The organism is Campylobacter gracilis, from assembly GCF_018374135.1.
GTDB lineage: Bacteria > Campylobacterota > Campylobacteria > Campylobacterales > Campylobacteraceae > Campylobacter_B > Campylobacter_B gracilis_A.
Map to the genome: position 1 here is coordinate 1 of NZ_JAHAFS010000017.1, position 15,817 is coordinate 15,817.

At 48.5% G+C, this 15,817-nt stretch carries 17 protein-coding genes and 3 tRNA genes; 8 read left to right on the plus strand and 12 right to left on the minus strand.

The window, feature by feature from the left end; genetic code table 11:
* The 9 genes from KH703_RS08300 to KH703_RS08340 form a co-directional block, all read right to left on the minus strand.
* Nucleotides 1-1,146: signal recognition particle protein (locus KH703_RS08300; protein ID WP_304295400.1), on the minus strand; the 1,146-nt coding region annotated here is incomplete at its 3' end.
* Between the two features lie 66 nt (nt 1,147-1,212).
* Nucleotides 1,213-1,962 carry an RNA pseudouridine synthase gene (locus tag KH703_RS08305; RefSeq protein WP_304295401.1) on the minus strand — a complete coding sequence of 250 codons (750 nt, stop codon included), beginning with the start codon at nt 1,960-1,962 and terminating at the stop codon, nt 1,213-1,215.
* Nucleotides 1,962-3,350, minus strand: a complete 1,389-nt coding sequence (locus tag KH703_RS08310) for a 3-deoxy-D-manno-octulosonic acid transferase (RefSeq protein WP_304295402.1) — start codon at nt 3,348-3,350, stop codon at nt 1,962-1,964. Before KH703_RS08310 ends, KH703_RS08305 begins: the two co-directional genes overlap by 1 nt.
* Complete coding sequence (locus KH703_RS08315) at nt 3,347-4,054, minus strand: zinc ribbon domain-containing protein (protein WP_304295403.1); 708 nt, start codon at nt 4,052-4,054, stop codon at nt 3,347-3,349. The genes KH703_RS08310 and KH703_RS08315 overlap by 4 nt, the downstream gene beginning before the upstream one ends.
* A 9-nt stretch (nt 4,055-4,063) precedes the next feature.
* Nucleotides 4,064-4,786 (minus strand): Nif3-like dinuclear metal center hexameric protein, encoded by a 723-nt coding sequence (locus KH703_RS08320; RefSeq protein WP_304295404.1) that lies wholly within the window; start codon nt 4,784-4,786, stop codon nt 4,064-4,066.
* 41 nt (nt 4,787-4,827) lie between these two features.
* Complete coding sequence (glyQ, locus tag KH703_RS08325) at nt 4,828-5,790, minus strand: glycine--tRNA ligase subunit alpha (RefSeq protein ID WP_304295405.1); 963 nt, start codon at nt 5,788-5,790, stop codon at nt 4,828-4,830.
* Between the two features lie 33 nt (nt 5,791-5,823).
* Nucleotides 5,824-6,294 carry a GyrI-like domain-containing protein gene (locus KH703_RS08330; protein ID WP_304295406.1) on the minus strand — a complete coding sequence of 157 codons (471 nt, stop codon included), beginning with the start codon at nt 6,292-6,294 and terminating at the stop codon, nt 5,824-5,826.
* A gap of 3 nt (nt 6,295-6,297) precedes the next feature.
* On the minus strand, nt 6,298-6,798 hold the full coding sequence (purE, locus tag KH703_RS08335; protein WP_297880096.1) for a 5-(carboxyamino)imidazole ribonucleotide mutase: 501 nt from the start codon (nt 6,796-6,798) through the stop codon (nt 6,298-6,300).
* Nucleotides 6,795-8,057, minus strand: a complete 1,263-nt coding sequence (locus tag KH703_RS08340) for a peptidase U32 family protein (protein ID WP_304295407.1) — start codon at nt 8,055-8,057, stop codon at nt 6,795-6,797. Before KH703_RS08340 ends, purE begins: the two co-directional genes overlap by 4 nt.
* A 71-nt stretch (nt 8,058-8,128) precedes the next feature.
* Between KH703_RS08340 and KH703_RS08345 the strand changes: the two genes are divergently transcribed.
* The 7 genes from KH703_RS08345 (at nt 8,129) to KH703_RS08375 (ending at nt 14,127) form a co-directional block, all read left to right on the plus strand.
* Nucleotides 8,129-8,917, plus strand: a complete 789-nt coding sequence (locus KH703_RS08345; protein ID WP_304295408.1) for a histidinol-phosphatase — start codon at nt 8,129-8,131, stop codon at nt 8,915-8,917.
* A 197-nt stretch (nt 8,918-9,114) separates the two neighbouring features.
* Nucleotides 9,115-10,542 carry a type I glutamate--ammonia ligase gene (gene glnA, locus KH703_RS08350; protein ID WP_297881244.1) on the plus strand — a complete coding sequence of 476 codons (1,428 nt, stop codon included), beginning with the start codon at nt 9,115-9,117 and terminating at the stop codon, nt 10,540-10,542.
* 126 nt (nt 10,543-10,668) lie between these two features.
* Nucleotides 10,669-11,922, plus strand: coding sequence for a ComEC/Rec2 family competence protein (locus KH703_RS08355; RefSeq protein WP_304295409.1), 1,254 nt, complete (start codon nt 10,669-10,671; stop codon nt 11,920-11,922).
* Nucleotides 11,923-12,001: 79 nt separating this feature from the next.
* Complete coding sequence (locus KH703_RS08360; protein WP_304295410.1) at nt 12,002-12,292, plus strand: YciI family protein; 291 nt, start codon at nt 12,002-12,004, stop codon at nt 12,290-12,292.
* Nucleotides 12,293-12,466: 174 nt separating this feature from the next.
* Nucleotides 12,467-12,802 (plus strand): GNAT family N-acetyltransferase, encoded by a 336-nt coding sequence (locus KH703_RS08365; RefSeq protein WP_304295411.1) that lies wholly within the window; start codon nt 12,467-12,469, stop codon nt 12,800-12,802.
* Complete coding sequence (locus KH703_RS08370) at nt 12,751-13,224, plus strand: GNAT family N-acetyltransferase (RefSeq protein WP_304295412.1); 474 nt, start codon at nt 12,751-12,753, stop codon at nt 13,222-13,224. Before KH703_RS08365 ends, KH703_RS08370 begins: the two co-directional genes overlap by 52 nt.
* Before the next feature lie 15 nt (nt 13,225-13,239).
* The gene (locus tag KH703_RS08375) at nt 13,240-14,127 is read left to right on the plus strand and encodes a hypothetical protein (RefSeq protein WP_304295413.1); all 888 of its coding nucleotides are present in this window, start codon (nt 13,240-13,242) and stop codon (nt 14,125-14,127) included.
* A 636-nt stretch (nt 14,128-14,763) separates the two neighbouring features.
* Here the strand turns inward: KH703_RS08375 and KH703_RS08380 are convergent.
* The 3 genes from KH703_RS08380 to KH703_RS08390 all read right to left on the minus strand — a co-directional run bounded on the left by KH703_RS08380 (nt 14,764) and on the right by KH703_RS08390 (nt 15,063).
* A tRNA-Lys gene (locus KH703_RS08380) sits at nt 14,764-14,839 on the minus strand.
* Nucleotides 14,840-14,850: 11 nt separating this feature from the next.
* Nucleotides 14,851-14,927 (minus strand) — tRNA-Asp (locus KH703_RS08385).
* Between the two features lie 60 nt (nt 14,928-14,987).
* A tRNA-Val gene (locus tag KH703_RS08390) sits at nt 14,988-15,063 on the minus strand.
* Between the two features lie 128 nt (nt 15,064-15,191).
* Here KH703_RS08390 and KH703_RS08395 point away from each other — a divergent pair.
* Nucleotides 15,192-15,779, plus strand: coding sequence for a transglycosylase SLT domain-containing protein (locus tag KH703_RS08395; protein ID WP_304295414.1), 588 nt, complete (start codon nt 15,192-15,194; stop codon nt 15,777-15,779).
* Nucleotides 15,780-15,817: the final 38 nt, after the last annotated feature.

Consider the following 15,817-nt stretch of genomic DNA (forward strand, 5'->3'; position numbering starts at 1 on the left):
TTTCGGCGTCATAGAATTTATCATCGCTTTGATATGAAGTATCTCTTTGGAGTTTTCCAAATCGATATCTTTTATCTTATTCGCCATGCCGGAAAGCCCCGGGATCATGCCGATTAAATTTTTCATATTGCCGAGCTTTTTCACGCTTTCGAGTTGATTTACGAAATCGTTGAAATTAAACTCGCCCTTTTTGATCTTTTTGTTTAAGGCCTTAGCTTCTCTTTCGTCGAAAACGGCGCTTGTTTTCTCGGCTAACGTCGCTAAATCGCCCTCGCCCATAATGCGACCGGTGATTCTATCGGGTATGAAGCCTTCCAGATCGGCCACCTTCTCGCCGGTTCCGATAAAGCGAAGCGGGATGCCCAGCTGCTGCGCGATACCAAGAGCTACGCCGCCTTTGGTATCTGCGTCAAATTTGCTTAAAATCACGCCCGTTAGGCCTAAAATTTCATCAAATTTAGCGGCCGTTTTAATGCCGTCTTGACCGCTCATAGCGTCCGCTACGTAAAAAATTTCATGCGGATTTAGAGCTTTTTTCATCTCCGCAAGCTGTGCCATAAGAGCCTCGTCTATCGCAAGACGTCCCGCCGTATCTACGAGCAGCGCGTCATAAAGCCCGCTTTTGGCCTTGCTTAGCGCCTTCTGCGCAACCTTTAGCGGATCGCTCTCACCCTCGATGAAAAATAGCTCGATCTCGTTTGCTTCGCAAAGCTGGCGGAGCTGCTCGACCGCGGCTAGGCGCTGCAAGTCGCACGCTGCGACCAAGACCTTTTTTTTACGAAGTTTCAGATAGTTCGCGAGTTTTATCGTGCTTGTGGATTTTCCGCTTCCTTGAAGTCCCGTCATCAAAGCTACCGTAGGAGGCGTGCTAGCGAATACAAACCCCTGACTGCTGCCTCTAGGCGCCGTTAAAATTTTAGTCAAATTTGCCTTGATGGACTGTAAAAACGGCTTCTGTCCTATCGTACCGATGCGAAGATCGGCTTCGACAAGCGCCAAAAAATCCTTTACGACTTTGTGGTGCACGTCGGCCTTTAAAAGCGCCTTTTTTAGCGTTTCCAAGGCGTTTTTTAAAGCTTTTTCGTCATCGATTGTTTTTAATTTATTGACCGCGTTTTTAAACGACTCGCTTATGATCTCAAACACTTTGATCCCTTATAAAATTTTTAAACTTGCGATGTTACCTAAAATTAACTTAAAAGCCATTGAATATCAGAGTTCTTTAGGAATTTCAAAGCCGAATTCGTTGAAGCTTTTATCTAGCGGAGCTTTAAATTTAAGCCCTAAAATTTCGGTCTCGTACGAGTGCAGAAACATCCGCTTCGCGCGGCTTTTAGCGTATTTTTCATCGCCTATTACGCCAAATCCCGCATTCGCCAGATGCACGCGGATCTGATGCGTCCTGCCCGTCTCGATCCGTACTTTCACGAGCGATTTTTTGCCGCTTACCATCAACGGATAAACCTCGCTAAATGCGCTCTTGCCGTTTGGCGAAATTTTAGAAAACGCGCCGCTTTTGGTTTTTATCGTCAAAATCGGCTCGTCAAATTTCATCTCTTCGCTCACGATCCCTTTTACGATCGCGATATAGCTTTTTTTCACGCGCAAATTTTTAAATTCCGTAATCGCCGCTTCGCGGAATTCTTCGTTTTTGTACAGCAGCACGACGCCGCTAGTCTCCTTATCTAAGCGGTTTAGAAGCCCGAATTTATAGATTTTTTCCAAATTTTCGCTGCTCATAAAGGGCGGCTTATTGACCGCCAAAACGTTCTCATCCTCGTAAATGATCGCGGGTTTTGCGGGCTTCATCACGCTAAATTTAGTATTTTCGCCGAGCATCTCGCGCGCTAGAGCGATCTTTGCGCCGCGCGCGCTCACAAGCCCCGCGTCGATGAGGGCTTTGGCTTCGTTGTGCGAGATGTTTTCCTGCGCCGCCAGCAGTTTGTAGGCTTTTTCTTGCATCAAATTCTTTCCTTGATTAAATTTTCTATCTCTTGCAAATCGCAAATTTTATCTATCCGCGTGCCCTTTAGCGGCTCTTTTAAAGCGTTTGAAATTTCGTTCGCCTCGCACAGAGCGATGTTTTGTACGAGCGCGTACAGCGCCTTTTGATTATGAAAAAATCGCCCGCTGATGATCGGCACGCCGAAGCTCGCCGCCTCGATCGGGCTATGTCCGCCGATATTGCGCAAAAAGCTGCCGCCCAAGATCACGACGTTTGAAATTTTATAAAAGTTCGCTAGCTCCCCAAAGGCATCGAGCAAGATAAAATCGCTCCCAAGTCCCGCGCCGTCGCTAAACCGCTCAAAGCTAAGCCCATGCTCGCGTGCCCAAATCTCACAAATTTCACGTACCTTTTCAAAGCGCTCCGGATGTCTCGGCGCCAGGATGATTTTTAGCTTTTGCGGCGCGGCAGTCGAAGACGCCGTATTCGGTGCAGTAGAATTTAAAGACGCGCCGTTTAAAGGCGCCGTATTCGGCATGGCGGACGAAGCATCGCTTGAGCTCGCCGCATCCAAAGAAGCAGCGTTTAAATTTACCGGCTCAAGCGAGCCCGTCTCGCTGCGAAGCTCAGCCGCAGGCAAGCTCCTATCGCTGCGGGCACCCGCTGCGTATGGGTCTTTTTCGGGCGCACTCTTCGAGCTGCGAAATTTTATAAAATCATTTAAATTTGATAAAATGAGCTCCTCTTCGCCCTCGTGAGTGTTTGAGATCGTAAGCACAAAGCTATTTGCGGACGCGGCGGAATAGTCCTTCGTCGCAACGGCGATATTCGCGCTTTTTATGTTGCCCGCGACCCTTATATTTTTTGCGCCGAGCTCCCGCAGCCGCGCCGCATCAAGCTCGCTTTGCGCAAGCACCAGATCGATATTTTTAAACGCTTTGCGATAATAAAGCTTAAAACGCAGATAACTCGCGTACGAGCGGTCGCTTATGCGCGCATTTAGCAGGATCACGTAGCTTCCGCGCGATTTAGCGGAACGGATCAAATTTAGCCACAGCTCCGCTTCAAAAATCACCAGCACGCGGCTGCCCGTAAGCCAAAACGGTAGCCAGTTTTCAAACGGTAGGTAGCGAGAGTTCGGCGTAAGCGCGCGCGCAGCACCAAAGCCCGTCTGCGTGGTCGTGCTAAGCGCGACGCTGTCAAATTTAGAAATTAGCGGCGAAAGAGCGTTTACCTCGCCCAGGCTGCAGGCGTGAAAATGTACCGCAGCGGGGCTAAATTTAGGGTTTTTGTATAGAAAAAACCGCGCCTTCAGGCTAGTGCGGTATTTTTTTTTAAAGCTTAGGATAAAAATAAAAGGCGCAGCTACAAGCCACGCCAAAAACGCCAAGGCGGTGTAGATCACTCGGCTTCTTTATATAAAATTCTGCCGCAATACGGGCAGGTTACGATGTCGTCGCTTTTGATGACCGCAGAATAGGTCTTGTCGCTTATGCGCATAAAGCAGCCGTAGCAGGCCTGCTTGCGCACCGGCGAGACCGCCGTATTGCCCGCCCACTTGCGGATCTTTTCGTAGAATGAGACGGTTTTTGGGTTCATCGTCTGCATTAGCTTATCGCGCTTGGCGTAGATCGCGCCGCGTGCGACCTCGACCTCGCCCATCTCGGCACTTACCTGCTCCTGCAAGCTTTTTAGCTCGGCTTCAAACGCCTCTTGCTTCTCGCTCTGCTCTTTTACGAGCGCTTCCTTTGCGGCTACGATCTTTTCTAGCCTTTCGATCTCCTCGTTTGTGGCCTCGAGCTGCTCTTTTGCGATGTCCTCTTCGACGCTAAGGGCTTTTATCTCTTTTTCGGTTTTTGCCGCGCCGCTTTTTTTGCCCGTGCTTTTTAGCTTAGACGAAAAGGCGCTAAGCTGCGCGTTTGCTTGTAAAATTTGAGATTTTAGCTCAGCGATCTCCGCATTTAGAGTTTCGATCTGCTCTTTTGCGCCTGAAATTTCGCCGCTTTTTTTGCTTAGTTTCTCCTGCGCGGCTTCGATTTTAGGCTTAAATCCGTCCAGCTGCTTATCGAATTCGCAAAGCTGCACCAATTGGCTTAAATATTTGTTCATCTTTTTCCTTTAATAATACGTAAATGGATTTTTTTGCTCGCTTATTATAACTTCAATTTCGCTTTTTTGCAAGAAAGGTGCGAGCGCGCGCCCAAAATAGCGCTCACTTTCAAAATGATTTATGTCGATCAAACTCACGCCGTTTTCTAAATTTTGAAGCGCCGTGTGATATTTTATATCGCCCGTGATGAAACAATCCACGCCCAAGTTTTGATTTAGTTCGCTTCCGCTTCCGGTGCAAAGCGCGATATTTTGGATGAAATTTTTCGTCTTTACGGCGCGCAGATGCTCGATGCCAAGCTTGCGTTTTATATCCGCGCACAGAGCCTCAAAGCTCAAATCCGCGCGCATGAAAACCAAAAATTCCCGCTCATCCGTAATTTCAAATTTTAAAATTTCACGCGCTACGAACCCATTTAAAACATGCTTGTCAAAGTTCGTATGCATCGCGATGAGAGAGATGTTTTTGCGGATCATCTCATAGATCAAATTTGCAGGATAGAGCCGCGGATCAAGCGATTTTAGCGGACTGAAAATCAGAGGGTGATGCACCACCAAAAGCGAGCCCGCCTCCGCCTCGCGCACCAGCTCGCTAGTAACGTCGAGGCTTAGATAGATTTTTGAAATTTCATCATCCAAGTTTCCAAGCATTAGCCTGCTATTATCCCACGCCTCCGCGTCGCAAAAGGGCGCGGCGGCGTTTAAAATTTCATAAATCTCGCTCGTTTTCATAAATCCTACTTTGCGCTTTTATCCGCTTTATCTGCGGCGTTTTACTTGCCGCAAGCGTTTTTTAAATTTACGCTTGCGGAATTTGCGTCCGCCGCATCGCCGTCTTTGTCGCCTTTTTTATTGCCGCACGTCGCGGCGTCCAGTTCGGCGACATATTTTTGTGGATCTGCATAGCAAAGCGCGCAGTTTTTGGCAAGATCGCGGATCTTTAAAATATAATCCTGCCTCTGCGTGACCGAGATCGCTCCGCGCGCATCAAGGACGTTGAACGTGTGCGCCGCGAGCATGCAGTAATCATACGCGGGAAGCGCCAGGCCGTGCTTTAGGATGCTTTTGCACTCGCCGAAGCAGTTTTCAAACTGATTAAAAAGCATCGCGGTGTCCGCAAGCTCGAAGTTGTATTTGCTAAACTCAAACTCGCCCCTTTTATGCACATCGCCGTAGGTTACTAGCTCCGCCTTGTCGTCCCAGACGATATCGTAAACGTCGTCTTTGTTTTGCAAATACATCGCGAGCCGCTCAAGTCCGTAGGTGATCTCGCCGCTTATTAGCTCGCACGTGATGCCGCCCACCTGCTGAAAATATGTAAACTGCGTCACCTCCATGCCGTCTAGCCAAACCTCCCAGCCAAGCCCCCATGCCCCGAGCGTCGGACTCTCCCAGTTGTCTTCTACGAAGCGGATATCGTGGCTTTTAAGATCTAGCCCCAGCTTTTCTAAGCTTTTTAGATAGAGCTCTTGGATATTATCAGGGCTCGGTTTTAAGATCACCTGAAACTGATAATACGCGCCCAAGCGGTTTGGGTTTTCGCCGTAGCGTCCGTCTGTAGGGCGACGCGAGGGTGCTACGTATGCCGCGCGCCAAGGTTTGCTTCCTAGGCTGCGCAAAAAGGTGGCCTGATGATAGGTGCCCGCGCCCGCTGGCATATCGTAAGGCTGAACGAGCAAGCAGCCCTGCTCGTGCCAGTAGTTTTGAAGCGTCAAAATAATCTGTGAAAACGTCATTTTTATCCTTTTATCGATATGTAAATTTAAATTTTATCTTCCAAAGAGCCTTTCAAGGCCTGTCTCAAAGGCTCTTTGCAGCTTCGAGCTTTCAAAAAATTTCCAAATTCCGGTCCAGTATTCGCCCACTCTAGTAGCCTCGTTCGCAAAATCAAAAACCGCGTAATCGCCCGCTTCGATACGTAATTTATCGCCGGTTTCATCGCGCTCATTTTTGCAGCACTGATTTGCGGATTTGCAAGCTTCGTCGTGGCTTTCTTTATGGTGTCCCTCCTTCGAGCAAGTGCCTATTAGCACGGAGTATTCGCCCTGTGCGCCGTTTTCATAGTCGTAATATACGGCGTAAATTTCATTTTTCTCGGCGCTGCTTCTGCTAGCGTTAAATTTTAAAAACTCGCCCCACAAATTTGCGATCACCCCTCGCCCGCTCATCTCATCCGCGTTATTCGTGCGAGTCTTTAGGCCGCAAATTTCAAAGCTCTCGCGCAATTTTAAAATTTTCAAAGCCTAGCCCTCAAGCAGCACTTCGATCTGCTCGGAGTCCTTTTTCAGAGCCTCCGCTTTTGCGGCACGATCCGCCTTTAGCTTCGAACTTAGCACCTCGTCGCTTAGAGCTAAAATTTGCACCGCCAGATACGCCGCGTTTTTCGCGCCCGCCTTTCCGATCGCAAGCGTCGCGACGGGGATGCCCGCAGGCATCTGCACGGTCGAATACAGCGCATCTACGCCGCTAAGCGCGCTGCCGCCGAGCGGGACGCCGAGCACCGGCTTGGTCGTATTCGCAGCGACCGCCCCAGCAAGATGCGCCGCCATGCCCGCCGCGCAGATGAAAACCTGCGCGCCCTTTTTCTCGGCATCCGCGACGTATTTAGCCGTACGGGCGGGACTTCGGTGCGCCGAAGATACGATCATCTCGTACGCTACGCCGAATTCGTTTAAAATTTTAGCCGCCTCGTAAACGACCTCGTAATCGCTCTTTGAGCCCATTATTATAGAAACAAATTTCATTCTATCTCCTTTCTTAAAAAGCAAAACTTCGCGAGCTTCGCGGGCAGCTTAATCTCATTTAGATTGCCGCTGTGAATCTCGCTAAATTCCTTACCGCTGCGGCTTTGCAGTTTCTTAAATTTTAAATATGGCTTGCCGTCAAGCTCAAAAATTTCGCCGATTTCATTATCGCAAGGGCAAATTTCAAAGCCGCGCGGAGCAAAAATTTCATACGAAACGCCGGGTAAAATTTTATCCTTGACGCTTATAAACTCGCCGTCCTGCGAGATCGCGCAAACCTGATGCGTACCAAGCTCGATGCTGCGGTCTAAATTTTGCGTATCCTCTCGCTCGTACGGACGCTTTATCAAATATCCGTCGCTAAAGCCGCGGTTTTTGAGCGTCGCAATTTCGCGCTCGTAAACACGGGCCTCAAATTTATCGCTCGCGGCATCGTCTATCGCCGCGCGGTAGGCATTCGTGGCGCATGCGACGTAGTATTCGCTCTTGGTGCGCCCTTCGATTTTGAAGCTGTCGATCGCGCCCGTTTGCATGATCTTTTGCACGTGCGAAATGAGGCTAAGATCCTTCGCGTTCATTACGAAAGTGCCCTCCCCTTCACGCTCTTGCAAGCGAAAAAGCGCGCTGGTTTCGGGATTTTTAGCGTAAAGCTCGTAGTTAAATCTACAGTCGTTCGCGCAGCTTCCGCGGTTGCTGAAGCGCCCACTTTGCACCGCGCTTATGAGACAGCGCCCGCTGTATGCGAAACACATCGAGCCGTGCACGAAAATTTCAATCTCTAAGTTTGGAATTTTATTTTTGATTTCTACGGCGTCTTTGAGCGTCATCTCCCGCGCTGCGACGATGCGGACGGCGCCCAGCTCCGCCCAAACCTGAGCATCGAGATAATTTAGCACGTTAGCTTGAGTAGATACGTGAATCGGAATCTCAGGCGCTACTGCTCGCGCGAGGCTTGCGACGCCTAAAGTGGCGATTAAAATTCCATCCACGCGCAGATCGCGAAGAAATTCCAAATGCCTTTTGATGTTTCCTAGCTGGCCGTTGGTCGCAAAGCCGTTTACGGTCGCGTAGAGCTTCTTACCGCGCTCGTGCGCGTATGCGACGCCCTGCGCGAAGCTTTCCTTGCTAAATTCCTTCGCGCTTCGCTGGCGCAGCGAAAATGAGCCCGTGCTTGCATACACGGCGTCCGCGCCGTAAGCCAGGGCGATTTTTAGTTTCGTTAAATTTCCGGCAGGAGCTAAGAGTTCGGGTTTTTTCAAATACATTCCTAGTGATTTTTTAAGCGCGATTTTACTACAATTTAGCCAAAATTTTATTTAAGGAGCAGTTGATGCGAGCCGATCTACACAACCACACCTATCTTTGCAACCACGCTAACGGAGAGCCGCGACAGTATTTGGAAGCGGCAATCGCACGAGGCATAGAAATTTTCGGCTTTGCAGATCACGCGCCGATGAACTTCGATCAAAAATACCGAATGAGCTTCGAGCAGATGGAGCTTTACGAGGGGATGATTAGGGATTTGCGAGATGAGTTTAGCGGGCGGATCGACGTGCGGCTGGGATATGAGGTCGATTTTATGACGAAAAAAGAGCTAATGGATGAGCGGATTTTTGCGCGCAAGCTCGATTATCTCATCGGTTCGGTGCATTTTTTAAACAACTGGGGCTTTGATAACGAGGAATTTTTAGATCAGTGGAGCGGACGCGAAATAGACGACGTTTATCGCGAATACTTTGCGCTGATCTGCGCGCTATGTAAAAGCGGCAAATTTGACATTTTAGGGCATATGGATCTGATTAAAATTTTTAAATTTACTCCGAAAAAAGATATCAGAGTTTTGGCAGGCGGCGCGATAAACGCGATCAAAAAAAGCGGCATCGTCGTGGAGCTAAACTCTGCTGGGCTTTGCAAGCCCGCAAATGAAATTTATCCAAGCGACGCGCTTTTAGAGGTGCTTGCGGATGCGGACGTGCCGATAACGCTTGGCTCGGATGCGCACTCGGTAGCTCAAGTAGCGCTAAACTACGATAAAATTTACGCCAAAGCGCGCGAGTTCGGCTACGATAAGATCGCCATTTTCAAAAATCGCGAGCGTGAATTTGTAAAGCTGGCGTAAATTTTAACGGCAGCCGCTCTCTGCTAAATTTAAAAGGCACGGACGGCGAGAAATTTTAAAATTTCAAAAGCTTCGGCGACGCAAAATTTTAAAAATAGCGGCGCGCAAAACGGCGCAGATAAAGTCGAATTTCAACTAAATAATGTTAAAATCTGTCGTTAAATTTAGCCCGAATACGGGCGGAAAAAGGAAAAAATATGGGAAAATTTGTTAATGACGTGAAGGAATTTTTTAAATTTTGCGATGAAAACGAGGTCGAGTTTGTGGATTTTAGATTTACCGATCTAAAAGGCACCTGGCACCACGTCGCTTACAACTACAAGCGCCTGCCGAAGGACTTCGCCGATGGAATTCCGTTCGACGCGAGCTCGGTAGCGGCGTGGCAGCCGATCGATAAATCCGATATGATGCTAAAGCCCGATGTGCAAACGGCGTTTTTGGATCCGTTCACCGCGGACGTTACGATCATCGTCATCTGCGACGTTTACGACATATACAAAAACGAGCTTTACGAAAAATGCCCGCGCTCTATCGCTAAAAAAGCCGAGCAGTTTCTGCAAACCACAGGTCTTGGAGATACCTGCTATTTCGGGCCGGAGAATGAGTTTTTCGTTTTCGACGACGTAAAGATCATCGACGATATGAACTGCGCGATGTTTAAGGTGGATACCGAAGAGGGGCATTGGAACAGCGGCAAAAACTACAAAGACGGCTTTAATAGCGGTCACCGCCCGGGCGTAAAGGGCGGCTACTTCCCCGTCCAGCCGGTCGATTCGATGGTCGATCTACGCGCCGAAATGCTAAAAGTACTCGAGCAGATCGGGCTTGAGACCTTCATCTGCCACCACGAAGTAGCGCAAGGACAGGGCGAGATCGGCGTTAAATACGGCACTCTCGTAGAGGCCGCCGACAACGTGCAAAAATATAAATACGTAGTAAAGATGGTCGCGCACCTAAATGGCAAGACCGCAACCTTTATGCCAAAGCCGCTCTACGGCGATAACGGCAGCGGAATGCACGTGCACCAATCGATCTGGAAAAAGGGCAAAAACACCTTTTACAAAAAGGGCAACTACGCAAATTTAAGCGACGCGGCGAGGTGGTATATCGGCGGCGTACTAAAGCATGCGCGCAGCGTCGCGGCGTTTACGAACCCGAGCACCAACAGCTACAAGCGTCTGATTCCCGGCTTTGAGGCACCGTCCATTCTAACTTATTCGAGCCAAAACCGCTCCGCTTCGATCCGCATCCCTTACGGCAGCGGCGAGCACTCGGTGCGCGCGGAGATGCGCTTCCCCGATAGCACCGCGTGCCCGTATTTGGCATTTGCGGCGATGCTTATGGCGGGCATCGACGGTATCAAAAACAAAACCGAGCCGGTCGGGCCGATGGATGAGAATTTATTCAAGCTGCACCTGGATGAGATCCGCGAGCGCGGCATCGAGCAGCTTCCGCACACGCTTCGCGGCAGCCTAGAGGCGGTGATCCGCGATAATGAGTATCTGCGCCCGATAATGAGCGAGCTTTTTATCGAGACCTATCAGCATTTTAAATTTGAAACTCAGGTTTGGCCTTACGAGGCGCGCCCTACGCCGTTTGAGTTTGCGACGAATTATTCGTGCTAAGGCTAAATTTTATGCCGCGCCGCCCGGTTTTTACGAGACGGTGCGGCATAGAGCCTTGGGATTTTAAAATTTCGCCGCACGCGAACTTTTAAAATTCTACCGCATGCGCGAACTTAAACACAGCCCGTGAAGCTTCAACTCTTTTACCGCAAACGTGAAATTTTATACTTTCTGCTCATTTTGCTTGGAATTTTATCGATAAACTTAGGCGTGAAATTTTATGAATTCAAAGAATTTCGCGCGAAAAACTACGCTTTTTACGACGCGCAAATTTTAAACGCCTACGCCAAAACGAACGAGCGCGGCCGCACCTACACGGTGCTAAAGCTCAAAACGGCGGATTTCACCCTCTACACGACTGCCGGGCTCGGGCGGGAATTTCACCGCTTCGCGCGCGTAAATATCGGCATCGTAACCAAAAACGTAAAATTTTTAGATTTTTTAAAGCAGCGCTTTTACGCGCCAAATTTTAAAATCGGAGACGAGCTTGCGCCCTCCGGAGCAAAATGGCGCGCGATAGAATTCGTTCGCGCCCAACACGAAGATGAGATGACGGCGGATCTTTACTCCGCGCTGTATTTTGCGACCGAAATTTCAAAACCGCTGCGCGTCAGCGTGACGAACTGGGGCATAGCGCACATCATCTCGATCAGCGGCTTTCATCTGGGCATTATCTTTAGCACTGTCTTTCTACTCGCAATGCCGATATATCGATATTTTCAGGATCGCTACTTTCCGTACCGCAGCGCTAAGCGCGATCTTAGCGTCTTTGTGATCGTGCTGATGAGCGGATATCTCTTTGTACTTGATTTTACGCCGAGCTTTCTGCGCTCGCTTGCGATGTGCTGCGTGGGCTTTTACCTCGCGATGCGAAATTTCTATGTCGTGAAATTTACAAACCTCTTCCTAACGATCGCGCTTCTGCTTGCGTTTTTCCCGCACTTAGCCTTTTCGATCGGATTTTATTTCTCCTGTCTGGGCGTACTGTATATTTTCCTCTACCTGCACCACTTCGCGCCTAAATTTAAGCTCTGGCAAAACGTCATACTTTTCAATCTCTACGTTTGGCTCAGCATGAACGCGGCGGTCTATTATTTCTTCCCGACCGCTTCGCTGCAGCAGCTTAGCGTAATGCCGCTGGGATACGTTTTCGTGATCTTTTATCCGCTAAGCATATTTTTGCATCTATTCGGGCTCGGCGGCGCGCTCGATACGCCGCTGCTTGCGTTTTTAAATTTCGCACTTCCGAGCTTTCAGGCGCAAATTCCGCCGCTTCTTTTCGCGCTCGCAAACATCTGCGCGCTCGCTGCGATAAAGCTTCGCTACGCAGCGCTTGGCTGCGCGATAATCGGAATTTCGCCGATATTTTTTATAACGTAGCGCGCGAAAATTCCAATGGGAATTTTATCCGTTGGAATTTTATGCTAAAATCGCGCTTCAAATCTCACAAAGGATCAAAATGTTTATTGCAAACCTCACTTACGTTAAAGAAATTAGCGAAATCGATCGCTTCATCAACGAACACAACGCATTTTTGGATAAATTTTTCGCGGCAGATAAATTTATCTGCTCGGGGCGCAAAGTCCCTCGCACCGGCGGCATCATCTTAATCAACGCCAAAGACCGCGCGGAGCTTGATGAGATCATCGCGCAAGATCCGTTCTTTCAAAACGGCGTCGCAAAATACGAGATCATAGAATTTGCGCCGACGAAATTTGCGCCCGAATTTTGGCGACTTTTCGGCGAATAGACGGCGCGGGTTAAATTTTAAAATTTACGCGCTCAAATACGCCTCTGAAATTTAGCCGTTTTGCGTGCGAGATGAAATTTTAACCCGAATTAAAAACCGAAACGCGGCGGTAAATTTAGATAAGCTTAAAAAAACCTAAATTATGCAAAAACGGCTAAATTTAAAGGAGATCGGGTGCTGATAAAACTGCGGCTCGCAACGCCGCAAGATGCGGATGCGCTGCTTAAAATTTACGCGCCTTACGCAAAGCAAACGGCGATCAGCTTTGAATACGACGTGCCCAGCGCTGCGGAATTTGCGGGGCGCATCGAGCAAACGCTACACAGATCCACCTATCTGCTCGCTTACGTAAGCAATGAGGCGGCATGCGCGAACGACGAACGGAATGAAAATTTTAAAATTTCTGCGAGCGCGGCGGGCGCAGGGAGTGAAATTTTGCCCGCAAACGAGGCGCAAAATTGCGCAAGCAGTGCGGCGAAGCAAAAGCCTCGGCAAAACAAAGCGGCGTAAATTTAAAACTCGGACAAATCCTCGGCTACGCTTACGCTTCGGCTTTCAAAGAGCGCGCGGCATACGATTGGTCGGCGGAGAGCTCGGTTTATGTATCGCAAAACACGCGCGCTTTTGGTATCGGCAGGCTACTCTACGAAGCGCTACAGCGCGCGCTCAAGGCTCAAAATATCGCAAACATGAACGCTTGCATCGCTTGCGGAGATGACGAATATCTAAACGACGCGAGCGCGCGGTTTCACGAGCGCATGGGCTTTCGCTTCGTCGGTAAATTCGAGCGCTGCGCCTATAAATTCGGCCGCTGGTACGATATGGCGTGGATGCAAAAGCCGATCGGCGAGCATCTGCAAAATCAGCCTGCGATGAGGCCTTTCGCGCGCTTTAGAGATGAAATTTGCGCGAGCGCGGGCATTGAAATTTAATTTAAAGGAAAAACTTTGACCCATTTTATCATTGACGACGAAAATATCGACGTAGATAATATCTTCGACGTCGTAAATCTCAAAGAGGGCGACGAGCTAAATATCGTCTCCAACACCGCCAAAAAGATCGGCGCCTTGACCCTTGCGCGCCTATCGAAGATGGGCGTTAGCATAGGCGAGGTCTTTACAATCGGCAAGCAAAGAAAGGACTTCGCCGATAAGATCATCGTGTTTTTGATGGGCAAGCTCTGCGGGCAGGAGGGCAAGATCGGCATCGTCAGCAACGACAAATTTTACGACGACGTGATAGAATTCTTTAACAATCTAAACTACCGCAAAAATCCGAAATTTGAAAAGATCAGTCTAACCTCGCATGCCGCAGGAGCGGGCACAAAACAAAGCAAAACAAGCGGCGCGGCGGAGAAAAAAGCCCAAAAAGCGGAGCCGAAAGCTACAAAGCAGGAGTCAAAACCTCAAAAGCAATGGGTAAAACCCGCAAAACAAGAATCTAAAACCGCGAAGCAGGAGCCGAAGGCTGCACAACAGGAACAAAAGGCTGCAAATTCTAAAATCGCCAAAGCGGACATTGCCGCGGCGAAGGCGCTGATCCCGCAGTGCGTGAGCCTGCAAGCCCTCTATGCCGCGTGCGTCGCAAAGCTCGGCAGAGCCAAGGGCTGCGAGGTCTACCGCGAGATCAAGGATGGCGCGCGGACGCGATACGCGAGCATCGCCTACGATAGCGACCTAAAAGACGGCGCCGTAAGGCGAAACGCGATCAAGCTCTACCGTGAAAGCGGCGGCGATATGGCGGAATTTCACAATAAGCTGACGAGCGAATACAAACACGCGGGGCCTGAAATTTATAAAGAATTTAAAGAAAAACTCGTCGGAAAGATGATCTAAACGCTTTGGACGAGTGGCTGGATACGATAGACAGTCGCTATGCAATAGCCGGCACAATCGTATGTCGCGTTATGATAAATATGAGGCGTGTCACATGTAGCATAAAATAGCGAATTAAGCGGTAGTTTTATATAGAAAACGGCAGATTTGACATAAAAATTGTTTATTCGAAGCGCAGCAGGTTAGCCTAGTAGCTAAAGTCCCTACCCGATGCGTGCAGTGAGCTGAAAACGAGTAACGCGAGTGTGACGAAAAATCAACAATCAAAAAAGTACTCGGATAGTTTATGGCTACGCGGCAATATACTAGCGAAATGTAATGTTTGTAAACGAAGCGCAAATTTAGAGGCATACTATTTATATAGTACTCGCTGTTTGCGAAACACACGAGATACAGCGCGCACGTGCTATCGATAGAATACGCCTTGAGCTTGCCGCTGCCCTCAAATTTTTAATTTCTTAACCTGCGTCGCGGTTAAAATTTTAGCTATTTTATACCCTTATTATACAAAAAGTTATACATTTTTTACGTAAATTATTATAAATCAGAATGAATTAATATAAATTGAAAATAGCTTCAAAGCGCCTTAGTATCGGTAGCTAGTAAATGATTTTATATTGATATAAAAATAAGTGGTGGTGTCCTGCGTTGGATTCGAACCAACGACCCCCTCATTAAAAGTGAGATGCTCTACCTACTGAGCTAGCAAGACATCGTAAGAAGTGGCGCGACGAATGGGGCTCGAACCCACGACCTCCGCCGTGACAGGGCGGCATTCTAACCAGCTGAACTACCGTCGCACCAAAAATTACACTCGCAACGCAAGTGCCAAAGAAGTATGAAATCCAAGGATTTCAAAATGGTGGTCGCTGTAGGGATCGAACCTGCGACATCCACCTTGTAAGGGTGGCGCTCTACCAGCTGAGCTAAGCGACCGTTTGGGCTCAAAAAAGAAATGTGATTATATATACAATATGATTAATTTTCACTTAAACAATGGCTAAAAAACCCAAATTGTGCTATACTTGCGACATAAAATTTTATCAAAGGCTCGGTAAATTTAGATGAAAAAGTTGGTTTTCGCCCTGTTTTTAGCGCTTCAAGCCCCCGCTTACTCGCCGAACGAGATCGTAAACGCCATCACAGCAGTAGCGCAAAACGAAGGAGTAAAGCCCGAAATTTTATACACCATCGTCAAAATCGAAAGCGACTTCGAGCCCTACACGATCTCCTTTTTGACGAACAAAGCAAATGCCGATTATTTCGCCGGCCTGCGCAATCAAAATATCCGTATCAAAACGAGCAACTACAGCCTAAATTCCAGCAAATGGGTCGTTACGATAATACCGGCAAACGAAATTTACGCCGTGCAGATCGCCAAGTACTTGTATGAGGACGGCTTTAGCATCGACGTAGGACTCGGGCAGCTAAACGCTGTAAATTTCAGCCAAAATGAGATCGATTATATATTCAACCCGATGTATAATCTCACCAAATGCGCCAAGATCCTGCGCAAATGCTGGAACGCCAAAAATAAAAATATAAAAGACACGATCGAGTGCTACAACTACGGCATGCGAAAACGCTACTCAAACCCTTACTACAAACGCTTTTACGAGCATTACGAGAAATTTTTCGGCAAGCCCTATTAAGAGTTAGTAAAATTTCGCTAAAATCGCGCAAATTTTAA

Coding starts and splice junctions, on each gene's coding strand:
- KH703_RS08305 (WP_304295401.1), bottom strand. CDS start 1,962: ATGCAAGAAAAAGCCTACAAACTGCTGGCGGCGCAGGAAAACATCTCG.
- KH703_RS08315 (WP_304295403.1), bottom strand. CDS start 4,054: ATGAACAAATATTTAAGCCAATTGGTGCAGCTTTGCGAATTCGATAAG.
- KH703_RS08320 (WP_304295404.1), bottom strand. CDS start 4,786: ATGAAAACGAGCGAGATTTATGAAATTTTAAACGCCGCCGCGCCCTTT.
- glyQ (WP_304295405.1), bottom strand. CDS start 5,790: ATGACGTTTTCACAGATTATTTTGACGCTTCAAAACTACTGGCACGAG.
- purE (WP_297880096.1), bottom strand. CDS start 6,798: ATGAAATTTGTTTCTATAATAATGGGCTCAAAGAGCGATTACGAGGTC.
- KH703_RS08345 (WP_304295408.1), top strand. CDS start 8,129: ATGCGAGCCGATCTACACAACCACACCTATCTTTGCAACCACGCTAAC.
- glnA (WP_297881244.1), top strand. CDS start 9,115: ATGGGAAAATTTGTTAATGACGTGAAGGAATTTTTTAAATTTTGCGAT.
- KH703_RS08360 (WP_304295410.1), top strand. CDS start 12,002: ATGTTTATTGCAAACCTCACTTACGTTAAAGAAATTAGCGAAATCGAT.
- KH703_RS08395 (WP_304295414.1), top strand. CDS start 15,192: ATGAAAAAGTTGGTTTTCGCCCTGTTTTTAGCGCTTCAAGCCCCCGCT.